The 16,248-nt window shown below is 63.8% G+C and carries 16 protein-coding genes; 6 read left to right on the top strand and 10 right to left on the bottom strand.

Annotated features, from left to right (window positions below; translation table 11 throughout):
* The first annotated feature begins 109 nt into the window (after positions 1 to 109).
* Positions 110 to 871 (top strand): YdcF family protein, encoded by a 762-nt coding sequence (locus HU770_RS24900; RefSeq protein ID WP_186652662.1) that lies wholly within the window; start codon positions 110 to 112, stop codon positions 869 to 871.
* Between the two features lie 165 nt (positions 872 to 1,036).
* Here HU770_RS24900 and lnt read toward each other — a convergent pair whose 3' ends face one another.
* Genes lnt through HU770_RS24880 form a run of 4 tightly spaced genes read right to left on the bottom strand, consistent with a single transcriptional unit; the run spans position 1,037 to position 4,893 of the window.
* On the bottom strand, positions 1,037 to 2,554 hold the full coding sequence (gene lnt / locus HU770_RS24895) for an apolipoprotein N-acyltransferase (protein ID WP_186652660.1): 1,518 nt from the start codon (positions 2,552 to 2,554) through the stop codon (positions 1,037 to 1,039).
* Between the two features lie 8 nt (positions 2,555 to 2,562).
* Complete coding sequence (locus HU770_RS24890; RefSeq protein ID WP_033701704.1) at positions 2,563 to 3,402, bottom strand: HlyC/CorC family transporter; 840 nt, start codon at positions 3,400 to 3,402, stop codon at positions 2,563 to 2,565.
* A gap of 26 nt (positions 3,403 to 3,428) precedes the next feature.
* Positions 3,429 to 3,902 carry an rRNA maturation RNase YbeY gene (gene ybeY / locus HU770_RS24885; protein ID WP_047582393.1) on the bottom strand — a complete coding sequence of 158 codons (474 nt, stop codon included), beginning with the start codon at positions 3,900 to 3,902 and terminating at the stop codon, positions 3,429 to 3,431.
* Complete coding sequence (locus HU770_RS24880) at positions 3,895 to 4,893, bottom strand: PhoH family protein (protein WP_033701701.1); 999 nt, start codon at positions 4,891 to 4,893, stop codon at positions 3,895 to 3,897. Before HU770_RS24880 ends, ybeY begins: the two co-directional genes overlap by 8 nt.
* Before the next feature lie 186 nt (positions 4,894 to 5,079).
* On the opposite strand from HU770_RS24880, the gene HU770_RS24875 reads away from it, so the two are divergent.
* On the top strand, positions 5,080 to 5,406 hold the full coding sequence (locus HU770_RS24875) for a DUF1820 family protein (protein WP_033702578.1): 327 nt from the start codon (positions 5,080 to 5,082) through the stop codon (positions 5,404 to 5,406).
* Positions 5,407 to 5,412: 6 nt separating this feature from the next.
* Here HU770_RS24875 and HU770_RS24870 read toward each other — a convergent pair whose 3' ends face one another.
* The 4 genes from HU770_RS24870 to HU770_RS24855 all read right to left on the bottom strand — a co-directional run bounded on the left by HU770_RS24870 (position 5,413) and on the right by HU770_RS24855 (position 8,872).
* Positions 5,413 to 5,958, bottom strand: coding sequence for a tetratricopeptide repeat protein (locus HU770_RS24870; protein WP_186666115.1), 546 nt, complete (start codon positions 5,956 to 5,958; stop codon positions 5,413 to 5,415).
* A 177-nt stretch (positions 5,959 to 6,135) separates the two neighbouring features.
* Positions 6,136 to 7,419, bottom strand: a complete 1,284-nt coding sequence (gene hemL / locus HU770_RS24865) for a glutamate-1-semialdehyde 2,1-aminomutase (RefSeq protein WP_186652658.1) — start codon at positions 7,417 to 7,419, stop codon at positions 6,136 to 6,138.
* Between the two features lie 17 nt (positions 7,420 to 7,436).
* Positions 7,437 to 8,060 carry a thiamine phosphate synthase gene (gene thiE, locus HU770_RS24860; protein ID WP_186652656.1) on the bottom strand — a complete coding sequence of 208 codons (624 nt, stop codon included), beginning with the start codon at positions 8,058 to 8,060 and terminating at the stop codon, positions 7,437 to 7,439.
* 14 nt (positions 8,061 to 8,074) lie between these two features.
* Positions 8,075 to 8,872 carry a hydroxymethylpyrimidine/phosphomethylpyrimidine kinase gene (locus HU770_RS24855; RefSeq protein WP_186666113.1) on the bottom strand — a complete coding sequence of 266 codons (798 nt, stop codon included), beginning with the start codon at positions 8,870 to 8,872 and terminating at the stop codon, positions 8,075 to 8,077.
* A gap of 265 nt (positions 8,873 to 9,137) precedes the next feature.
* Between HU770_RS24855 and HU770_RS24850 the strand changes: the two genes are divergently transcribed.
* The 4 genes from HU770_RS24850 to HU770_RS24835 all read left to right on the top strand — a co-directional run bounded on the left by HU770_RS24850 (position 9,138) and on the right by HU770_RS24835 (position 15,085).
* Positions 9,138 to 11,129 (top strand): 7TM diverse intracellular signaling domain-containing protein, encoded by a 1,992-nt coding sequence (locus HU770_RS24850; RefSeq protein WP_186666111.1) that lies wholly within the window; start codon positions 9,138 to 9,140, stop codon positions 11,127 to 11,129.
* Positions 11,130 to 11,255: 126 nt separating this feature from the next.
* Positions 11,256 to 12,908 carry an acyl-CoA dehydrogenase family protein gene (locus tag HU770_RS24845; RefSeq protein WP_186652652.1) on the top strand — a complete coding sequence of 551 codons (1,653 nt, stop codon included), beginning with the start codon at positions 11,256 to 11,258 and terminating at the stop codon, positions 12,906 to 12,908.
* 71 nt (positions 12,909 to 12,979) lie between these two features.
* Positions 12,980 to 14,443, top strand: coding sequence for an AMP nucleosidase (gene amn, locus HU770_RS24840; protein ID WP_033701693.1), 1,464 nt, complete (start codon positions 12,980 to 12,982; stop codon positions 14,441 to 14,443).
* 6 nt (positions 14,444 to 14,449) lie between these two features.
* Complete coding sequence (locus HU770_RS24835; RefSeq protein ID WP_047582401.1) at positions 14,450 to 15,085, top strand: pseudouridine synthase; 636 nt, start codon at positions 14,450 to 14,452, stop codon at positions 15,083 to 15,085.
* A 54-nt stretch (positions 15,086 to 15,139) separates the two neighbouring features.
* Here the strand turns inward: HU770_RS24835 and HU770_RS24830 are convergent, their stop codons facing one another.
* Entirely contained in the window at positions 15,140 to 15,343 is a 204-nt protein-coding gene (locus HU770_RS24830) for a DUF2788 domain-containing protein (protein WP_033701689.1), read from the bottom strand.
* A gap of 53 nt (positions 15,344 to 15,396) precedes the next feature.
* A complete protein-coding gene (locus tag HU770_RS24825) occupies positions 15,397 to 15,873 on the bottom strand; it encodes an Lrp/AsnC family transcriptional regulator (protein ID WP_003249795.1) in 477 nt (158 codons plus the stop codon).
* Positions 15,874 to 16,248 lie beyond the last annotated feature (375 nt).

Here is a 16,248-nt window from a genome sequence, read left to right as displayed (position 1 = left end):
CCATCGCGCGCCGGTTCTTCAATACACTTCTCACGATCGTCGCCGGCCGCACACTTGTTGCCCGGCGTCGATCCTCTTAGGCTGCACACCTTCCATGGAGGTGTGGCCGATGCCGATCCGATTCTTCATCAAACAATGGCTGATGCCGCCTGGCGTCCTCTTGCTGCTGCTGTTGGCGGCGTGGTGGCTGCGCAAGCGGCGCCCACGGCTGGCCGGGCTGTGCTTCGCCGTGGGCCTTGGCAGTTTGTGGCTGATGAGCTTGCCGCTTGCCGTGCAGGAATCGGCGCGCCTGCTGGAGACCGAGCCGCCGCTGGCGGTCAGCGAATGGGCGGGCCTTGCGGGCAGGGCGGATGCCATTGTCGTGCTGGGCGCAGGGCGCGAGCGCGGTGACCCGGCCTGGGGTGGCGATGACCAGCCCACTGCAACGGCCCTTGAGCGCATGCGCTTTGCCGCACGGTTGGCCAAGGCCTCGGGTTTGCCGGTGCTGACCAGTGGTGGCTTGCACTATGGCACGCCGCCCAGTGAAGCGCGGTTGATGGCCGATCGCTTGCGTGAGGATTTTGCGGTTGAGGTGAAATGGCAAGAGCAGGCCAGCCGCACCACCTGGGAAAATGCCCGGTTCACGGCGGACATGCTGCAGCCGCTGGGTATTCGCCGGGTGGTCGTGGTGACGCAGGCCTGGCATATGCAGCGTTCGCGCTGGAGCTTCGAGCAGGCAGGGTTCGACGTGGTGCCGGCGCCGATGGGCTTCCTCGGGCGCGAGCATGCCCGCCCGTTTGCCGGGTTGCTGCCGGAAAGCCGGGCGATGTGGCAGAGCGGGCAGTTGCTTAATGAAGCGGTGGGGTTGGTGGGGTATCGGTTGTTCTACTGATCTCGGAGGTGCTTGGTCTTTGTAGGAGCGGCCTTGCGTCGCGGAAGGGGTGCGCAGCAGCCCCAGCGATCTTCTTTGCGCCACAGAACCTGGGGCCGCTACGCAGCCCTTTCGCGACGCAAGGCCGCTCCTACAAGACTGCGCCGGTCATTAAGGAGGGCGCAGTCAAACAGTCTTGGCAATCCGCCCTGCCAGCAACGCCCACCCGAGCAACAGCACACAGACAATCGCCAGCGGCCACGAACGCCACTGCAGATAAGGCGTCAGCTGCTGCATCGGCACCACCTCGCCATACAGCACCGCCGGCTGGAACTGCGGGATCTGTGTGGTAATGCGCCCAAACGGGTCGATCAGCGCGGTCACACCGTTGTTGGTGGCGCGGATCATCCAGCGGCCGGCTTCCAGTGCGCGCATCTGTGCCATCTGCAGGTGCTGCAGCGGGCCGATCGAGGTGCCGAACCAGGTGTCGTTGCTGATCGTCAGCAGCAGGTCGCTGCGCGCTGCCAGGCTGGCGGCAAACTCGGGGTAGACCACTTCATAGCAGATGTACGGTGCGACCTGATAACCCTTGGCCTGCAGCAACGGCTGGTCTTCCGGGCCCCGGGCGAAGTCCGACATGGGCAGGTTGAAGAACTCGATCACGCCGCGCAGCATGTCCTGCAAGGGCACGTACTCGCCGAAGGGCACCAGCTTCTGCTTGAGGTAGGTGCCGTCACCTTCGCCGGTTACGGTAATGCCGTTGTAGTAGCGGCGCTGGTGGTGCACCACCTCACGCACCGGCACGCCGGTGATCAGCGCCGAATGGCGCTCGGCGGCAAAGCGCCCCATCACGTCGATGTAGCCCTGGGCCTGGTCCTTGAGCACCGGTACCGCAGTTTCGGGCCAGATCAGCAGGTCTACCGGCTTTGAGGTGAAGCTCATGTCACGGTACAGCGCCAGCTGGGCGTCGATGTGGGCCGGGTCCCACTTCAGGTCCTGCGCGACGTTGCCTTGGATGGCGGCCACCTTCAGCGGCTCGCCGGCAGGCTTGGTCCAGGCGTGGCCCTTGAGTGCCATGCCCAGTAGCCAGGGGGCCAGCAGCAGCACGCCGGCGACGGCCAGGAACGAGGGCCGGGCACGCAGGCGGGGCAAGTTGCACAGCAACGCGGCGCTAAGCGCCAGGGTGAACGAGATCAGCCATACACCCCCCAGCGGGGCAAGGCCCGCCAGCGGGCCGTCGAGCTGGCTGTAGCCGGCATAAAGCCAAGGGAAGCCGGTGAGGAACCAGCCGCGGAAGGCCTCCTGCAGCAGCCACAGGGCCGCGAAGCACAAGGCATCAGCCAGTGGCGCCTCATTGCGCCGCAGCCAGCGCGCCCACAGCCACGCGGGCAGGGCGAAGAACCAGGCCAGGGCGGCGAAGAACGCCAACAGCAGCAGGATCGCCAGCAGCGGCGAGGCGCCGCCGTAGGTGGTCATGCTGACGTAGATCCACCAGGTGCCGGCGCCGTACAGGCCGAAACCGAAGCACCAGCCACGGCCCATGGCCTGGCGCGGGCTGAGCTCGCGCAGGCCAAGGTAGAGCAGGGCGATGGACAAAAGGGCCAGCGGCCAGATGTCGAATGGCGCCAGGGCCAGGAGGGTGGAAGCGCCGGCCGCCATGGCCAGCAGGTTACCGGGCCAGCCGGGGCGGGTGATCCAACGCATGATTGTCCTTAGCGGGTGATCGGTGTCAGGCGCAGCAAGTGTACCCGCCGGCTGTCGGCATTGAGAATGCGGAACTTGTAGGCGCCGATCTCGGTGGTTTCGTTGCGCTTGGGCAGGTGCCCGAATGCGCTCATCACCAGGCCGCCAACGGTGTCGAATTCGTCATCGGAGAAGCTGCTGTCGAAGAACTCGTTGAAGTTCTCGATCGGCGTCAGTGCCTTGACCAGGAAGTCGCCGCTGGGCAGCGGCTTGATGTAGCTGTCTTCCTCGACGTCATGCTCGTCTTCGATGTCGCCGACGATCTGTTCCAGTACGTCTTCGATGGTCACCAGGCCCGCCACACCGCCGTATTCGTCGATGACCACGGCCATGTGGTTATGGTTGGCACGGAACTCGCGCAGCAGCACGTTCAGGCGCTTGGACTCGGGCACGAAGGTAGCCGGGCGCAGCAGGTCCTTGATGTTGAAACTGTCGCCGTTCTCCTTGAGGATCAGCGGCAGCAGGTCCTTGGCGAGCAGGATGCCCAGCACATCGTCGTGGCTTTCGCCGATCACCGGGTAGCGCGAGTGCGCGGCGTCGATCACCGCCGGCAGGAACTCGCGAGGCGACTGGCTGGCCTTGATGCTGATCATTTGCGAGCGCGGCACCATGATGTCGCGCACTTGCAGGTCAGCGACCTGGATGGCGCCTTCGACGATGGTCAGCGCTTCGCTGTCGAGCAGCTTGTTCTGATGGGCTTCGCGCAGCAGCTCAAGGAGCTCCTGGCGGTTTTTCGGCTCATGGGCAAAAGCCTGGGTCAGTTTACCCAACCAGGACTTTTGCCCGTTGCTCGATCGATCTTCGCTCATGGCGGTTACTCGTGATCCTTGCAGTGTCAGTGTGTGATTGAATCGGTTTCGTCGTCGGCATAGGGGTCCGGGTGGCCCAGTTCTGCCAGCAATTCTCGTTCCAGGGCTTCCATTTCCTCGGCTTCTTCATCGTCGATGTGGTCGTAACCGAGCAGATGCAGGCAGCCGTGTATTACCAAGTGCGCCCAATGCGCCTCCAGGGCCTTGCCCTGTTCGGCGGCTTCGCGCTCGACCACCGCCACGCAGATCACCAGGTCGCCCAGCAATGGGATATCGAGCAGGTCATCGGGCACGTCGGCGGGAAACGACAACACGTTGGTCGCGTAGTCCTTGTGCCGGTAGGTGTGGTTCAGCTCGCGGCCTTCGGTTTCATCGACCAGGCGAATGGTCATTTCCGAGTCGGCTGTGCGCTGGCGAAGGGCCAGCTCGCACCAGCGACGGAAGGCGGCATCATCAGGGGCGGCGGCGTCCGTGGCCCGTTGCAGGTCGAGTTCAAGCATCTTTGCCGGGTGCCTCTAGCTGGGCCTGACGGCCTTCGAAGCGGTCGTAGGCCTCGACGATGCGTTGCACCAGTGGGTGACGAACCACATCTTTGGGTTGGAAATGGGTAAAGCTGATACCCGGAACGTCCCTGAGCACGTCGATCACATGCGCCAGGCCCGACTTGGTGCCACGCGGCAGGTCGACCTGGGTGATGTCACCGGTGATCACCGCAGTCGAGCCGAAGCCGATGCGGGTAAGGAACATCTTCATCTGCTCAAGCGTGGTGTTCTGGCTCTCGTCGAGGATGATGAAGCTGTTGTTCAGGGTGCGGCCACGCATGTAGGCCAGCGGGGCGATCTCGATCACCTGGCGCTCGATCAGCTTGGCCACGTGCTCGAAGCCCAGCATTTCGTAGAGCGCGTCATACAGCGGGCGCAGGTACGGGTCGATCTTCTGTGCCAGGTCGCCGGGCAGGAAGCCGAGCTTCTCGCCCGCCTCGACCGCCGGGCGCACCAGCAGGATGCGGCGCACCTGTTCGCGCTCCAGGGCATCCACGGCGCAGGCCACGGCCAGGTAAGTCTTGCCAGTACCGGCCGGGCCAACGCCGAAGTTGATGTCGTTGGCCAGGATTTCCTTGACGTAGCGCTGCTGGTTGACGCCGCGCGGGCGAATATTGCCCTTGCGCGTGCGCAACGAGACGCTGACCTCGTTGACCGCCGGGTTGTCGATGTTCTCGACGGTCGACTCCTGCAGGTACAGATGGACGGTTTCCGGCGACAGGTCAGTGGCCTTGGCCTCGCGATAGAGGCGGCGCAGCAGCTGTTCAGCAGCGGAAGTGGTCTTGGGCTCGCCGATCAGTTCGAACTGATTGCCGCGGTTGCGGATCTCGATGGCCAAGCGTTGTTCGATCAGGCGCAGGTGCTCGTCGAACTGGCCGCACAAGTTGGCGAAACGGTGGGCCTCGAAAGGTTCGAGGATGAAACGATGGGGTTCTATGGGTGCGTTCAAGGTCGTTTTTAGCCGCCCGACGGCAATGGATGTGAGCTCAAGAATAACCCTTGAATGGCAGTGGCGAAAGCACTGAAACGATCAAGGGTCTTGCGGCCTGTGCCGGCCCATCGTGGGCTTGCCTGCGAAGCGGCCGGCACTGCTATGATGCGCGCCTTTTCTTACACATGGGTTATCCCGCCAAACATGAGCAAACGCGAACCCGCCATCTATAAAGTGATCTTCCTCAACCAGGGGCAGGTCTTCGAGATGTATGCCAAGCAGATCTTCCAGAGCGACCTGTGGGGCTTTCTGGAAATCGAAGAGTTCGTCTTCGGCGAGCGCACTCAGGTGGTGGTCGACCCCAGCGAGGAAAAACTCAAGAGCCAGTTCGAAGGTGTGATCCGCAGCTTTGTGCCGATGCATTCGATCGTGCGCATCGATGAGGTCGAGCGCCTGGGCACGGCGAAGATCAGCGAAGCCAAGGGCGGCGGCAACGTGATGCCGTTCCCCATGCCGATGCCGGAGAAGTAGGGCGGTTCAGGGCAGTGGCGAGAACGGCGTGCGGCCTTCGGCGTTCTGCAGTTCGAGCAGGTACTTGCGGAAGATCTGGCCGAGCACCTGGGTGGCATGCTCCAGTTCGTCGCGGGGCATCTGTTCGGTGACTTCGTCGGCCATATCCAGCGCATCCTCGGCACCGTTGACTGCCGCCATTTTCAGCAGAATGTAGGCCTGCACGTTGTTGGCCTTGACCCCTTCGCCCCGGTAGAACATGGCGCCAAGGCGATATTGCGCCTGGGCGTGGCCTTGCAGCGAGGCCTTCTGGAACCAGTTCAGCGCCTTGTTCAGGTCTTTTGGCGTCTGGGTGTAGTAGTACTCGCCCAGTTCGAACTGCGCCTGGGCATCCCCCGTCGTCGCCGTCTGCTCGCAAGCCTTTAGGGCATTGGCGAGGTCTTCTGGCTGAACATTCAGGGTGCAGCGGCCCGTCGCTGGAATCAGCAACGAGTTACCGCCCTCCGCCAGGGCCAGCAGGGACTGAAGAAGCAACAGGCAGCCCAGGGTCAGGGCGCGGCCGGTGCGGTTCATGGGGATCGACTTACCTCTGCAAAGCTGCGGCCAATGTCTCTGGTGGCACATTATGGGATAAGCAACGCCAACCTTACAAAGTTTTACTCGAATTTCTGCATGGGTGGGGGAGTTGGCTGATTGTCTCGGGCTTTTTTGCGCCTGCACCCGCCGCCTGGTGGGTGCAGGCAATGCCACTTACTTGAGTTTCGCGAACGCTCGCTCAGCCGCATCCAGGGTGATCTGCAGCTCTTTGTCACCGTGGGCGATGGAGGTGAAGCCGGCCTCGAACGCACTCGGCGCCAGGTACACGCCACCTTCGAGCATCAGGTGGAAGAAGCGCTTGAAGCGGTCTGCATCGCTGGCCATCACGTCGTCGAAGGTGACGATGTCGTCGGCGCCACTGAAGTACAGGCCGAACATGGCACCCGCCTGCGTGGTGACGAACGGCACGCCAGCGGCATCGGCGCGTTGCTGCAGGCCGTCGAGCATGCGGCTGGTGAAGTCGGTCAGCTCGGCGTGGAACCCAGGGCGGCTGATCAGCTTCAGCGTGGTCAGGCCGGCGGCCATGGCCAGCGGGTTGCCCGACAGGGTGCCGGCCTGGTAGACCGGGCCGAGCGGGGCGATGCAGCCCATGATCTCGCGCTTGCCGCCGAAGCAGCCGACGGGCATGCCGCCGCCGACGATCTTGCCGAAGGTCGACAGGTCAGGGGTGATGCCATAGTGGCCTTGGGCGCCGCCCAGCGAGACGCGGAAGCCGGTCATCACCTCGTCGAAGATCAACACCACACCGTGCTTGTCGCACTGCTCACGCAGGCCTTCGAGGAAGCCTGGCGCGGGCGGTACGCAGTTCATGTTGCCGGCGACCGGCTCGACGATGATGCAGGCCACGCTCTGGCCGACGTCGGCCAGGGTCTTCTCGACCGCGGCAATGTCGTTGAACGGCAGGGTCAGGGTGTGTTTGGCGAAGTCCGCCGGTACGCCCGCCGAGCTTGGCACGCCTTGGGTCAGCAGGCCCGAGCCTGCCTTGACCAGCAGGCTGTCGGAGTGGCCGTGGTAGCAGCCTTCGAACTTGATGATGGCGTCGCGGCCGGTGTAGCCACGGGCCAGGCGGATGGCGCTCATGGTGGCTTCGGTGCCGGAGCTGACCATGCGCACCATCTCCATCGATGGCACGAGCGAGCAGACCAGGTCGGCCATCTCGGTCTCCATGGCCGTCGGTGCGCCATAGGACAGGCCGTGCTGCAGCTGGTTACGCACCGCGTCGAGTACTTCAGGGTGGCCGTGGCCGAGGATCATCGGGCCCCAGGAGCCGACGTAGTCGACGTAGCGCTTGTCATCTTCGTCAACGACATAAGCGCCTTCGGCATGCTTGAAGAACAGGGGCGTGCCGCCAACGCTCTTGAACGCGCGGACCGGCGAGTTGACGCCGCCCGGGATGTGCTTCTGGGCTTGGGCGAACAGGGATTCGGAACGGGACATGGGATCTTCTCTCGAAATCAGGAAGCGAACAGGGCATTGAAGGCACGGGCGCGGCGGGTGACTTCCGGCGCGCTATCGGTACCAAACAAGCCGTGGATCACTGCCAGCAGGTCGGCGCCATGGGCGACCAACGGGGCAGCGTTGTCGAGGGTGACGCCGCCGATCACGGCGATCGGCAGCTTGACCTGGGCGCGGGCCTGCTCCAGCAGGTCGAGGCTGGCGGCCGGCGCGCCCGGCTTGGTCACGGAGTTGAAAAACCGCCCGAAGGCCACGTAGCTGGCGCCTTCGCTGGCGGCCTGCCGGGCCAGGTCGAGCTGGGCGTGGCAGGTCGAGCCGATGATGGCGTTGCGACCGAGCAGGGCGCGGGCCGGGGTGAGTGGGCCGTCGGTCTGGCCCAGGTGTACACCCACGCCCAGGCGGGCGGCCAGTTCGGCATCATCGTTGATGATCAGTTGGGTATCGTAGCGCTCGCACAGGCGCATCAATGCTTCGGCTTCACGCAAGCGGCGGGCCGCGTCGTCACTCTTGTCGCGGTACTGCAGCAGGCACACGCCGCCCTCCAGCGCCGCTTCGACATGAGACAGGAAACGGCCGGCGAGCAGCTGGCTGTCGGTGATTGCATACAGACCGCGTAGCTTCATCTGAAAGCCTCGTATCAGGAGCAGAAGTCCAGGGGCAGACGGCGTGGTACGAACTGGCCGCGGCCCAGTTGCTCGGCGTCACGCAGGGTCCGCCAGGTGTAGTCCAGGGCGCTGCGTACAGCGCTTTGCAGCTGTTCGCCGAGGGCCAGTCGGCCAGCCAGGGCACTGGCCAGGGTGCAGCCCGAGCCATGATAGCTGCCAGGCAGGCGCTGGCAGGTCCAGGTATGGGACTGGCCGTCGCGGCTGTACAGGCGGTTGTGGATTTCGTCTTCGTCGCCGTGACCGCCGGTAATCAGCAGGTGTCTACAGAACGGCAACAGTTTCTCGGCACACTCGTCAGCCGTGCCTTCCGGCAGTTCGGCCAGAATGCGCGCTTCCGGCAGGTTGGGCGTGGCGATGGTCGCCAGCGGCAGCAGGCGCTCGCGCACGGCATAGCCGACCTCGTCCTTGCCCAGGCGGCCACCGCCGCCGGCACGCAGCACCGGGTCGCAGACCAACGGCAGGTGCGGGTGGGCAGCCAGCAGTTCGGCGACGGTGTCGACCATGTCGATCGAACCGAGCATGCCCAGCTTGACGGCGGCCACCGTGGAGTCGGCCAGCACGGCGTTGGCCTGGGCCAGCACCCACTCGCGGTCGAGTACGCGGAAGTCGGAAACGTTGACGGTATCCTGGACGGTCAGGGCGGTCACCGCAGGTGCGGCGTGACAGCCTTGGGCGATCAAGGCTTCGATATCTGCCTGCAAGCCGGCGCCGCCACTGGGGTCGTGGCCGGAGAGACAGAGGACAACGGGGCGGGAGCTGTAGGTATTCATGGGCGGCGAGCTTACCACCAAACCTATTTGTGGGGATCGTCCTACAAACGGGTTTTGTTGATCGAGTGGTCAGATTTATTTGTGGGAATCTTCTGAAAGTATTGATTTAGAGCTGTTTTATCGTGATTGCAGGTGGTCGATTGCCAGGTGGGAAAGCTATGCTAGAGTGCTCGGATAACTCGACAAACGGGTTCTGCCGGATTACGTCGTCTCAAACGGATGGGAGGCAACCGCGACGCGACCGGACAGGCCATGCTGGGGCTGTATGCGCTATTTGCTGATTGTGCTTCTGGGCTTGTTGCCTGTGCTGGCCGGGGCGGTCGAATTCGACGATGCCACCCGCCACCTTCCGTTGGGCCAGGCCATGCAGGTCTTCGAGGACCATGATGGCAGCGCCAGCATCGCCGAGGTCAGTGCGCCTGCGTTCGCCAAGCGGTTTCGCGCGCACCACGAGCCGGTGTTGAACGCCGGTTACTCCACATCGGTGTTCTGGCTGAAGATCGACTTGCACTACCTGGCATCGGCCACTGCCTCGCCCCGTGAATGGCTGCTGGAACTGGCCTACCCACCCCTGGACCACCTTGAGCTGTACCTGCCCGACAGTGCCGGCGCTTACCGCCTGGCCCAGCGCACGGGCGACGCCTTGCCCTACGCCAGCCGGCAGATCCGGCAGAACAACTACCTGTTCGAGTTGCCGCTGCGCCCTGGCCAGGCGCTTACCGTCTACCTGCGCCTGCACAGCCAGGGGTCGGTGCAGGCACCGCTGGCGTTATGGTCCGCCGAAGCCTATATGGAGGACCAGCCGACTCGCCTGTACGTGTTGGGCATGATCTACGGCGTGCTGCTGGTGATGCTGGTGTACAACCTGTTCATCTACCTCAGCGTGCGGGATGTCAGCTACCTCTATTACATCCTCTATATTGCGTCGTTCGGCCTTTACCAGGTTTCGGTGAACGGTGCGGGGGTCGCCTACTTCTGGCCGGACAGCCCCTGGTGGGCGAATGCTTCGACACCGCTGTTCATTGGCGCCGCCGGCTTGTTTGGCTGCCAGTTTGCGCGGCATTTTCTGCAACTGGGCACGATCAGCCGAGGCTTCGACCGGTTGCTGCAACTGTTGATGCTCGGTGGCGCGGTGGTGATGGTGCTGGCCGTGAGCATGCCGTATGGCATCGCCCTGCGCATGGCCACGGTGCTGGCGCTGCTGTTTACGGTCAGCATCTTTACTGCCGGTGTGTATGCCTGGTCGCGCGGCTTGCGGGTGGCGCGCTGGTTCATCATCGCCTGGTCGGCGTTTTTGCTGGGCGGGCTGGTCAACACCTTGATGGTGCTGGGTTACCTGCCGAACCTGTTCATCACCATGTATGCCAGCCAGTTGGGTTCGGCCCTGGAAGTGGCACTGCTGTCGCTGGCGCTGGCCGACCGTATCAACAGCCTGCGCGAGCAGCAGGCGCAAACCTTGCGTGAAACCGGGCGAACGCTGGAGCAACTGAACCTTGAACTGGCCCGGAGCAACCGCATGAAGGACGAGTTCCTGGCCAGCGTGACCCATGAGCTGCGCACACCGATGAATGGTGTGATCGGTTCGCTGGAGCTGATGCACACGCTGCCGATGGACGCCGAGATGGCCCAGTACCATCGCACGGCGGCAGGTTCGGCGCAGGGCATGATGGACATGGTCGACGACATCCTCACCCTTTCCGAATTGCAAGGTGGTCGCCTGCGTGCGCAGCCTGCGCCGTTCAGTTTGCGCAACCTGCTGCAGGGCCTGCGTGCCGCGCATGCCGGCCAGGCGCTGGGCAAAGGGTTGTACCTGAGCCTGGACATCCCCGCCGAGCTGCCGGATGCGCTGTTGGGTGATGCGCAAAAACTCAGCCGCTGCCTGGGTTGCCTGCTCGACAACGGCCTGAAGTTCACCCATCAGGGCGGGGTCATGCTGCAAGTGCGCGGTCGACACCTGGGGCCGGACAACCTGGCGCTCACCTTCACGGTCAGCGACAGTGGTATCGGCTTTGATGATCTTGACCAGGCGGCCCTTTATCAGCGTTTTTATCAGCTCGATGGTTCCATGACCCGGCGTTATGGCGGGCTGGGGATTGGCTTGTCGATTTGCCGGCAGATGGGGGAGTTGTTGGGGGCGACGTTGTCGCATGACTCGACACGGGGGTTGGGGAGCCGCTTTGAGCTGAGTTTGAGTGTGGCTATTTGTCAGGTGCAGGTGCCATCAGTACATACGCAGGGTACGCGGCGTTCGCTTTGAAACATGGCGAGCCCCTGTAAGGCCAGAACCAATTGCCATCCCGATTAGTCATTTTTGTCACTTTGACTGACCCCCAGGGAGTGCTTCACTGGTCCTTTCAAGCATGCCCGGCTCCAGGAGCTCCCGATGAACCTGCACCAGTACGCTGAAACCCACGAAGTCACCAACCAGCCGCCGTCGCTTGATGGCGCCAACCTCTACCGCCTCGACCTGCCATTGCAGGAATGGTCGCGGCGCTTTGGCGCCGGCTGGGCCGAGTCGCGGGTCGATGCCTACGGTGCCTTGGCCGGCGGCCCGCTGATGCGCGCGGGCTTCCTGGCCAACGCGCACAAGCCGGAGTTCAGCAGCCACGACCGCTATGGCCATCGTATCGACCTGGTCGAGTTTCACCCGGCCTATCACGAACTGATGCGCACCGCGGTCGAACATGGCCTGCCCTCATTGCCCTGGGCCGAGCCGCGCCCCGGTGCCCATGTGGCGCGGGCTTCGATGACCTACCTGCACACCCAGGCCGAAGCCGGTACCGGCTGCCCGCTGACGATGACGTTTGCCGCGGTGCCGGCGCTCAGGCTGCAGCCTGAGCTGGCCGAGTACTGGCTGCCCAAAGTCCTGGCGCGTGAATACGACCCGCGCAATGTCGGGGATCGGCACAAGGCGGGGGTCACCCTTGGCATGGCCATGACCGAGAAACAGGGCGGCACCGATGTGCGGGCCAACACCACGCGCGCTTATCCTGTGGGTGCGCCTGGGCCGGGCCAGGCCTATGAACTGGTCGGCCACAAGTGGTTTTGCTCGGCGCCCATGTGCGACGCCTTCCTGACCCTGGCCCAGACCGAAAAAGGCCTGAGCTGCTTCCTGTTGCCACGCCATCGCCCGGATGACAACCGCAACCAGTTCTATATCCAGCGGTTGAAAAACAAGCTGGGCAACAGCTCCAATGCCTCCAGCGAAGTGGAGTTTCGTGGCGCCCTGGCGTGGATGGTCGGCGAAGAAGGGCGCGGGGTACCGACCATCATCGAAATGGTCGCCATGACCCGTTTCGACTGCATGGTCGGCTCCAGTGCCTTGATGCGCCAGGCCTTGACCCAGGCGGCCCATCATTGCGCGTATCGCAAGGTCGGCGGCCGGGTGCTGAACGAGCAGCCGCTGATGCAGAACGTGCTGGCCGACCTGGCGCTGGAAAGCGAGGCGGCGCTGGCCCTGAGCCTGCGCATGGGGCAGGCGCTGGAACAGCTCGATGACCCGCAGCAGGCGCATTTTGCCCGGCTGGTCACGGCGGTGGGCAAGTACTGGATCTGCAAGCGTGCGCCGGCCATGATCAATGAAGCCGCCGAATGCCTGGGCGGCGCCGGGTATGTCGAAGACAGCATCCTGCCACGGTTGTACCGTGAGGCGCCGGTCAACTCGACCTGGGAAGGCTCGGGCAATGTGCAGTGCCTGGATGTGCTGCGGGCCTTGTCCAAGGAACCCGGGGTGCTCGATGCGCTGTTCGCAGAACTGGGGGACGGCCATGGCGACCCTCGGCTGGCCGCGCACATCGGCAACCTCAAGGGGGCGTTCGCCGACACCGCCGACATCCAGTATCGCGCCCGTCAGTTGACCGAGGACATTGCCCTGGCACTGCAGGCCAAACTGCTGCTGGAAGCGGGCAATGCGGTGGTCAGCGATGCCTTCATCGGTAGCCGCCTGGCCGGTGGCGGCCGGGCCTATGGGGCGTTGCCGCGGGGTGTGGATGTGCACGCGCTGGTGGCCAGGGCTACGCCAGCCTGGCAACACTGATCAATGGGGGTGTATTTACCCTCGAAGGCAGGCAAGATGGTCCACATGCATGTCCAGACAGGAAGCACAGTGTGAGCCACGCTTTTGTAGTCGTTGATACCCCAGAACAGGCCGTCGACCGTCTGGCGGCCCTGCATGCTCAGGCCACCGGTGCCCTCAGCCAGGCCCTCAAGCAATACCTCAAGGACCGAACCGAACCAGACGCCGAGGAACGCGGGCTGTTCCGTTACCCGGCGCTGCGCCTGACCTACTACAGCCAAGGTGAAGTCGCGGCCACCACGCGTGCTTACGCCAAGGTGCAGGTAGCCGGTACCTATAGCGTTACCGTCACCCAGCCGGCCGCCTTCCGCGGCTATTTGCTGGAGCAGTTGCGCCCCCTCATGCACGACTACACCGTGACGGTTGAAGTCGGCGTCAGCGAGCAGAACATCCCGTACCCCTACGTGGTCGACCAGGGCGACGAACTGGCCGGCAGCGGTATCACCGCGGCGCAGCTGGCGCGGGTGTTCCCCAGCACCGACCTGTCGGCAGCCACCGACAATATCGCCGATGGCCTGTACGACTGGGACAGCACCGAAACCCTGCCGTTGGCCTTGTTCGATGCCGCGCGCGTGGACTTCTCGCTGCGCCGGCTGGTGCATTACACCGGCAGCGACTGGCGCCACGTGCAGCCGTGGATCTTGCTGACCAACTACCACCGTTATGTCGACCAGTTCATCAGCCATGGCCTGGAGCAGTTGCGTGAAGACCCGCGCTTCGTGCGCATGGTGTTGCCGGGCAATGTGGTGATCGAAAAGGGCATGGACCATGGCGAGACCCAGGCCCTGGTGGCCAGCGTGGTCTGGCACCGTTACCAGATGCCGGCCTATCACCTGATTGCGGGCGACGGCGACGGGGTCACCCTGGTCAACATCGGCGTCGGCCCTTCCAATGCCAAGAACATCACCGACCACCTGGCCGTGCTGCGCCCGCACTGCTGGCTGATGATCGGCCACTGCGGCGGCCTGCGGCAGTCGCAGACCATCGGTGACTATGTGCTGGCGCACGCCTACATGCGGCGCGACGGTATCCTCGACCGCGTGGTGCCGCCGAACATTCCCATCCCGGCCTTGGCCGAGGTGCAACTGGCCTTGCAGGAAGCGGCTGCACAGGTGACCGGTGAGCGTGGCGAAGAGCTGAAGAAACGCCTGCGCACCGGCACCGTGCTGACCTACGACGACCGTAACTGGGAACTGCGCTGGGCCCAGGAGCGGCCATTGATCAACCTGTCACGTGCGGTGGCCGTGGACATGGAGAGTGGCACCATTGCCGCCCAAGGCTACCGGCTGCGTGTGCCGTACGGCACCTTGCTGTGTGTGTCCGACAAACCTCTGCACAGTGAGATCAAGCTGCCGGGGTCGGCCAACGCGTTTTACAACCGCGCGGTCAGCCAGCACTTGAAGATCGGCATCGCCGCACTGGATCTGCTGCGTACCGAGCTCAATTCGCTGCACTCGCGTAAACTGCGTAGCTTCGATGAGCCGCCGTTCCGCTGAGGATCCATGCCCCTGCCACCCCGTTCCAAGCCGCGCCGCCCCCAGGCGCGGCCTGCTGACCAGCGTCGCCAGCCCAAGGCGCCGCCGGCCGAGCCACGCCTGATCCTGTTCAACAAGCCGTTCGACGTGCTGACCCAGTTCAGCGATGGCGAAGGGCGTGCGACCCTCAAGGACTTCATCGACATCCCCGGAGTGTACCCGGCCGGGCGGCTGGACCGTGACAGCGAAGGCTTGTTGCTGCTGACCAACGATGGTGGCCTGCAGGCGCGCATCGCCGACCCCAAGCACAAACTGGCCAAGACCTATTGGGTGCAGGTGGAAGGCGAGGCGAGCGACGAGCAACTGCAACGCCTGCGCGAAGGCGTGGCACTCAATGATGGGCCGACATTGCCGGCTGAAGCACGGCGCCTGGATGAGCCCGAGCTGTGGCCACGCAACCCGCCGGTGCGCTTTCGCAAGAGCGTGCCGACCAGTTGGCTGGAGCTGGTGATTCGCGAGGGGCGTAACCGCCAGGTGCGGCGGATGACGGCGGCGGTAGGGTTACCGACATTGCGCCTGGTGCGGGTGCGCATTGGTGACTGGGCGCTGGATGGGCTGGAGCAGGGGTGCTGGCGGGAAGTTGCAGCGAAGCTGTCGAGGTAGGTGCAGGGGGCCGCTTTGCGGCCCATTCGCTACGCAAGGTAAAGCGCCGCGCGCCTACACGCCTTCCAGGAATGCCACCACCACGCTCTTGATGATGAAGGCCAGCACCCCCAGCCCCAGCACGAAGAACAGGATCATCGTGCCAAACCGCCCGGCCTTGGACTTTTTCGCCAGGTCCCAGACGATGAAACCCATGAAACCGATCAGCACGGTGACCAGGATAATCATCATCCATTCTTCGAATACGGCGGGATCCATCTGTGTTCTCCAGGCAGTCTGAGCGCTCGATCATACGCCGGGCGCCCGGGTATTCAACGCAGGTGCGTCAAGGGCAGTTCGGTACTGGCCAGCACCTGGTTGAGCACGAAGCTCGAACGCACGCTGGTGACGCCTTCGATGCGGGTCAGGCTGCCTAGTAGCAATTTCTGGTAATGGTCCATGTCTGGCACCACCACTTTGAGCTGGTAGTCGGCGTCCATACCGGTGACCAGGCTGCATTCGAGCACCTGCGGCAAGTTGCGGATGGCGGCCTCGAAGGTTTCGAAGCGCTCCGGGGTGTGGCGGTCCATGCCGATCAGCACATAGGCGGTCAGGCTCAGGCCGAGCTTCTTGCGGTCGAGCAGGGCAACCTGACGCGAAATGTAGCCGTCGTCCTCCAGCTGCTTGACCCGACGCGAGCACGGCGAAGGTGACAAGCCGATGCGTTCGGCCAGCTCCTGGTTGGAAATGCGCGCATCGCGCTGCAATTCGGCAAGGATGCTCAGGTCGTAGCGGTCAAGTTTGCTCATGGAATATGCCTTTTCTGTTCCGATTGCGGTGAATTATCAATCCGCGATGAAAAATTGCGCAAGTGCTATTTATCTGAGCAATCTTCGCAATCCTCTGTCACCTCCGGTTCGGTATCTTTATCAACAGAATCACTGCCCGGACAACAGTCCACGGCGACGCGCCCTAGGCGGGCGGTCGCGGCCAGCCATCCAACAGGATCCGCCAGGCCCCCGGGCTACACACCGTCCAGAAGACGATGTGAGGTGAGCCGGCGCCACAAGTGCCGAGCACGGACGACAATTCCCAAAGGGAGGCCCCACGGCCTCCCTTTTTTCATGTCCGCGATTTTAACTTGCCGCTGTGGCCGGCGCGGTAGACTGGCAGCGGCTGCAGTC

It is taken from the genome of Pseudomonas sp. SWRI68 (genome assembly GCF_014269165.1).
GTDB classification, from domain to species: Bacteria; Pseudomonadota; Gammaproteobacteria; order Pseudomonadales; family Pseudomonadaceae; genus Aquipseudomonas; species Aquipseudomonas capeferrum.
The sequence above is the reverse complement of the archived record's forward strand: the minus strand, read 5'-3'. Positions and strand labels throughout refer to the sequence as shown.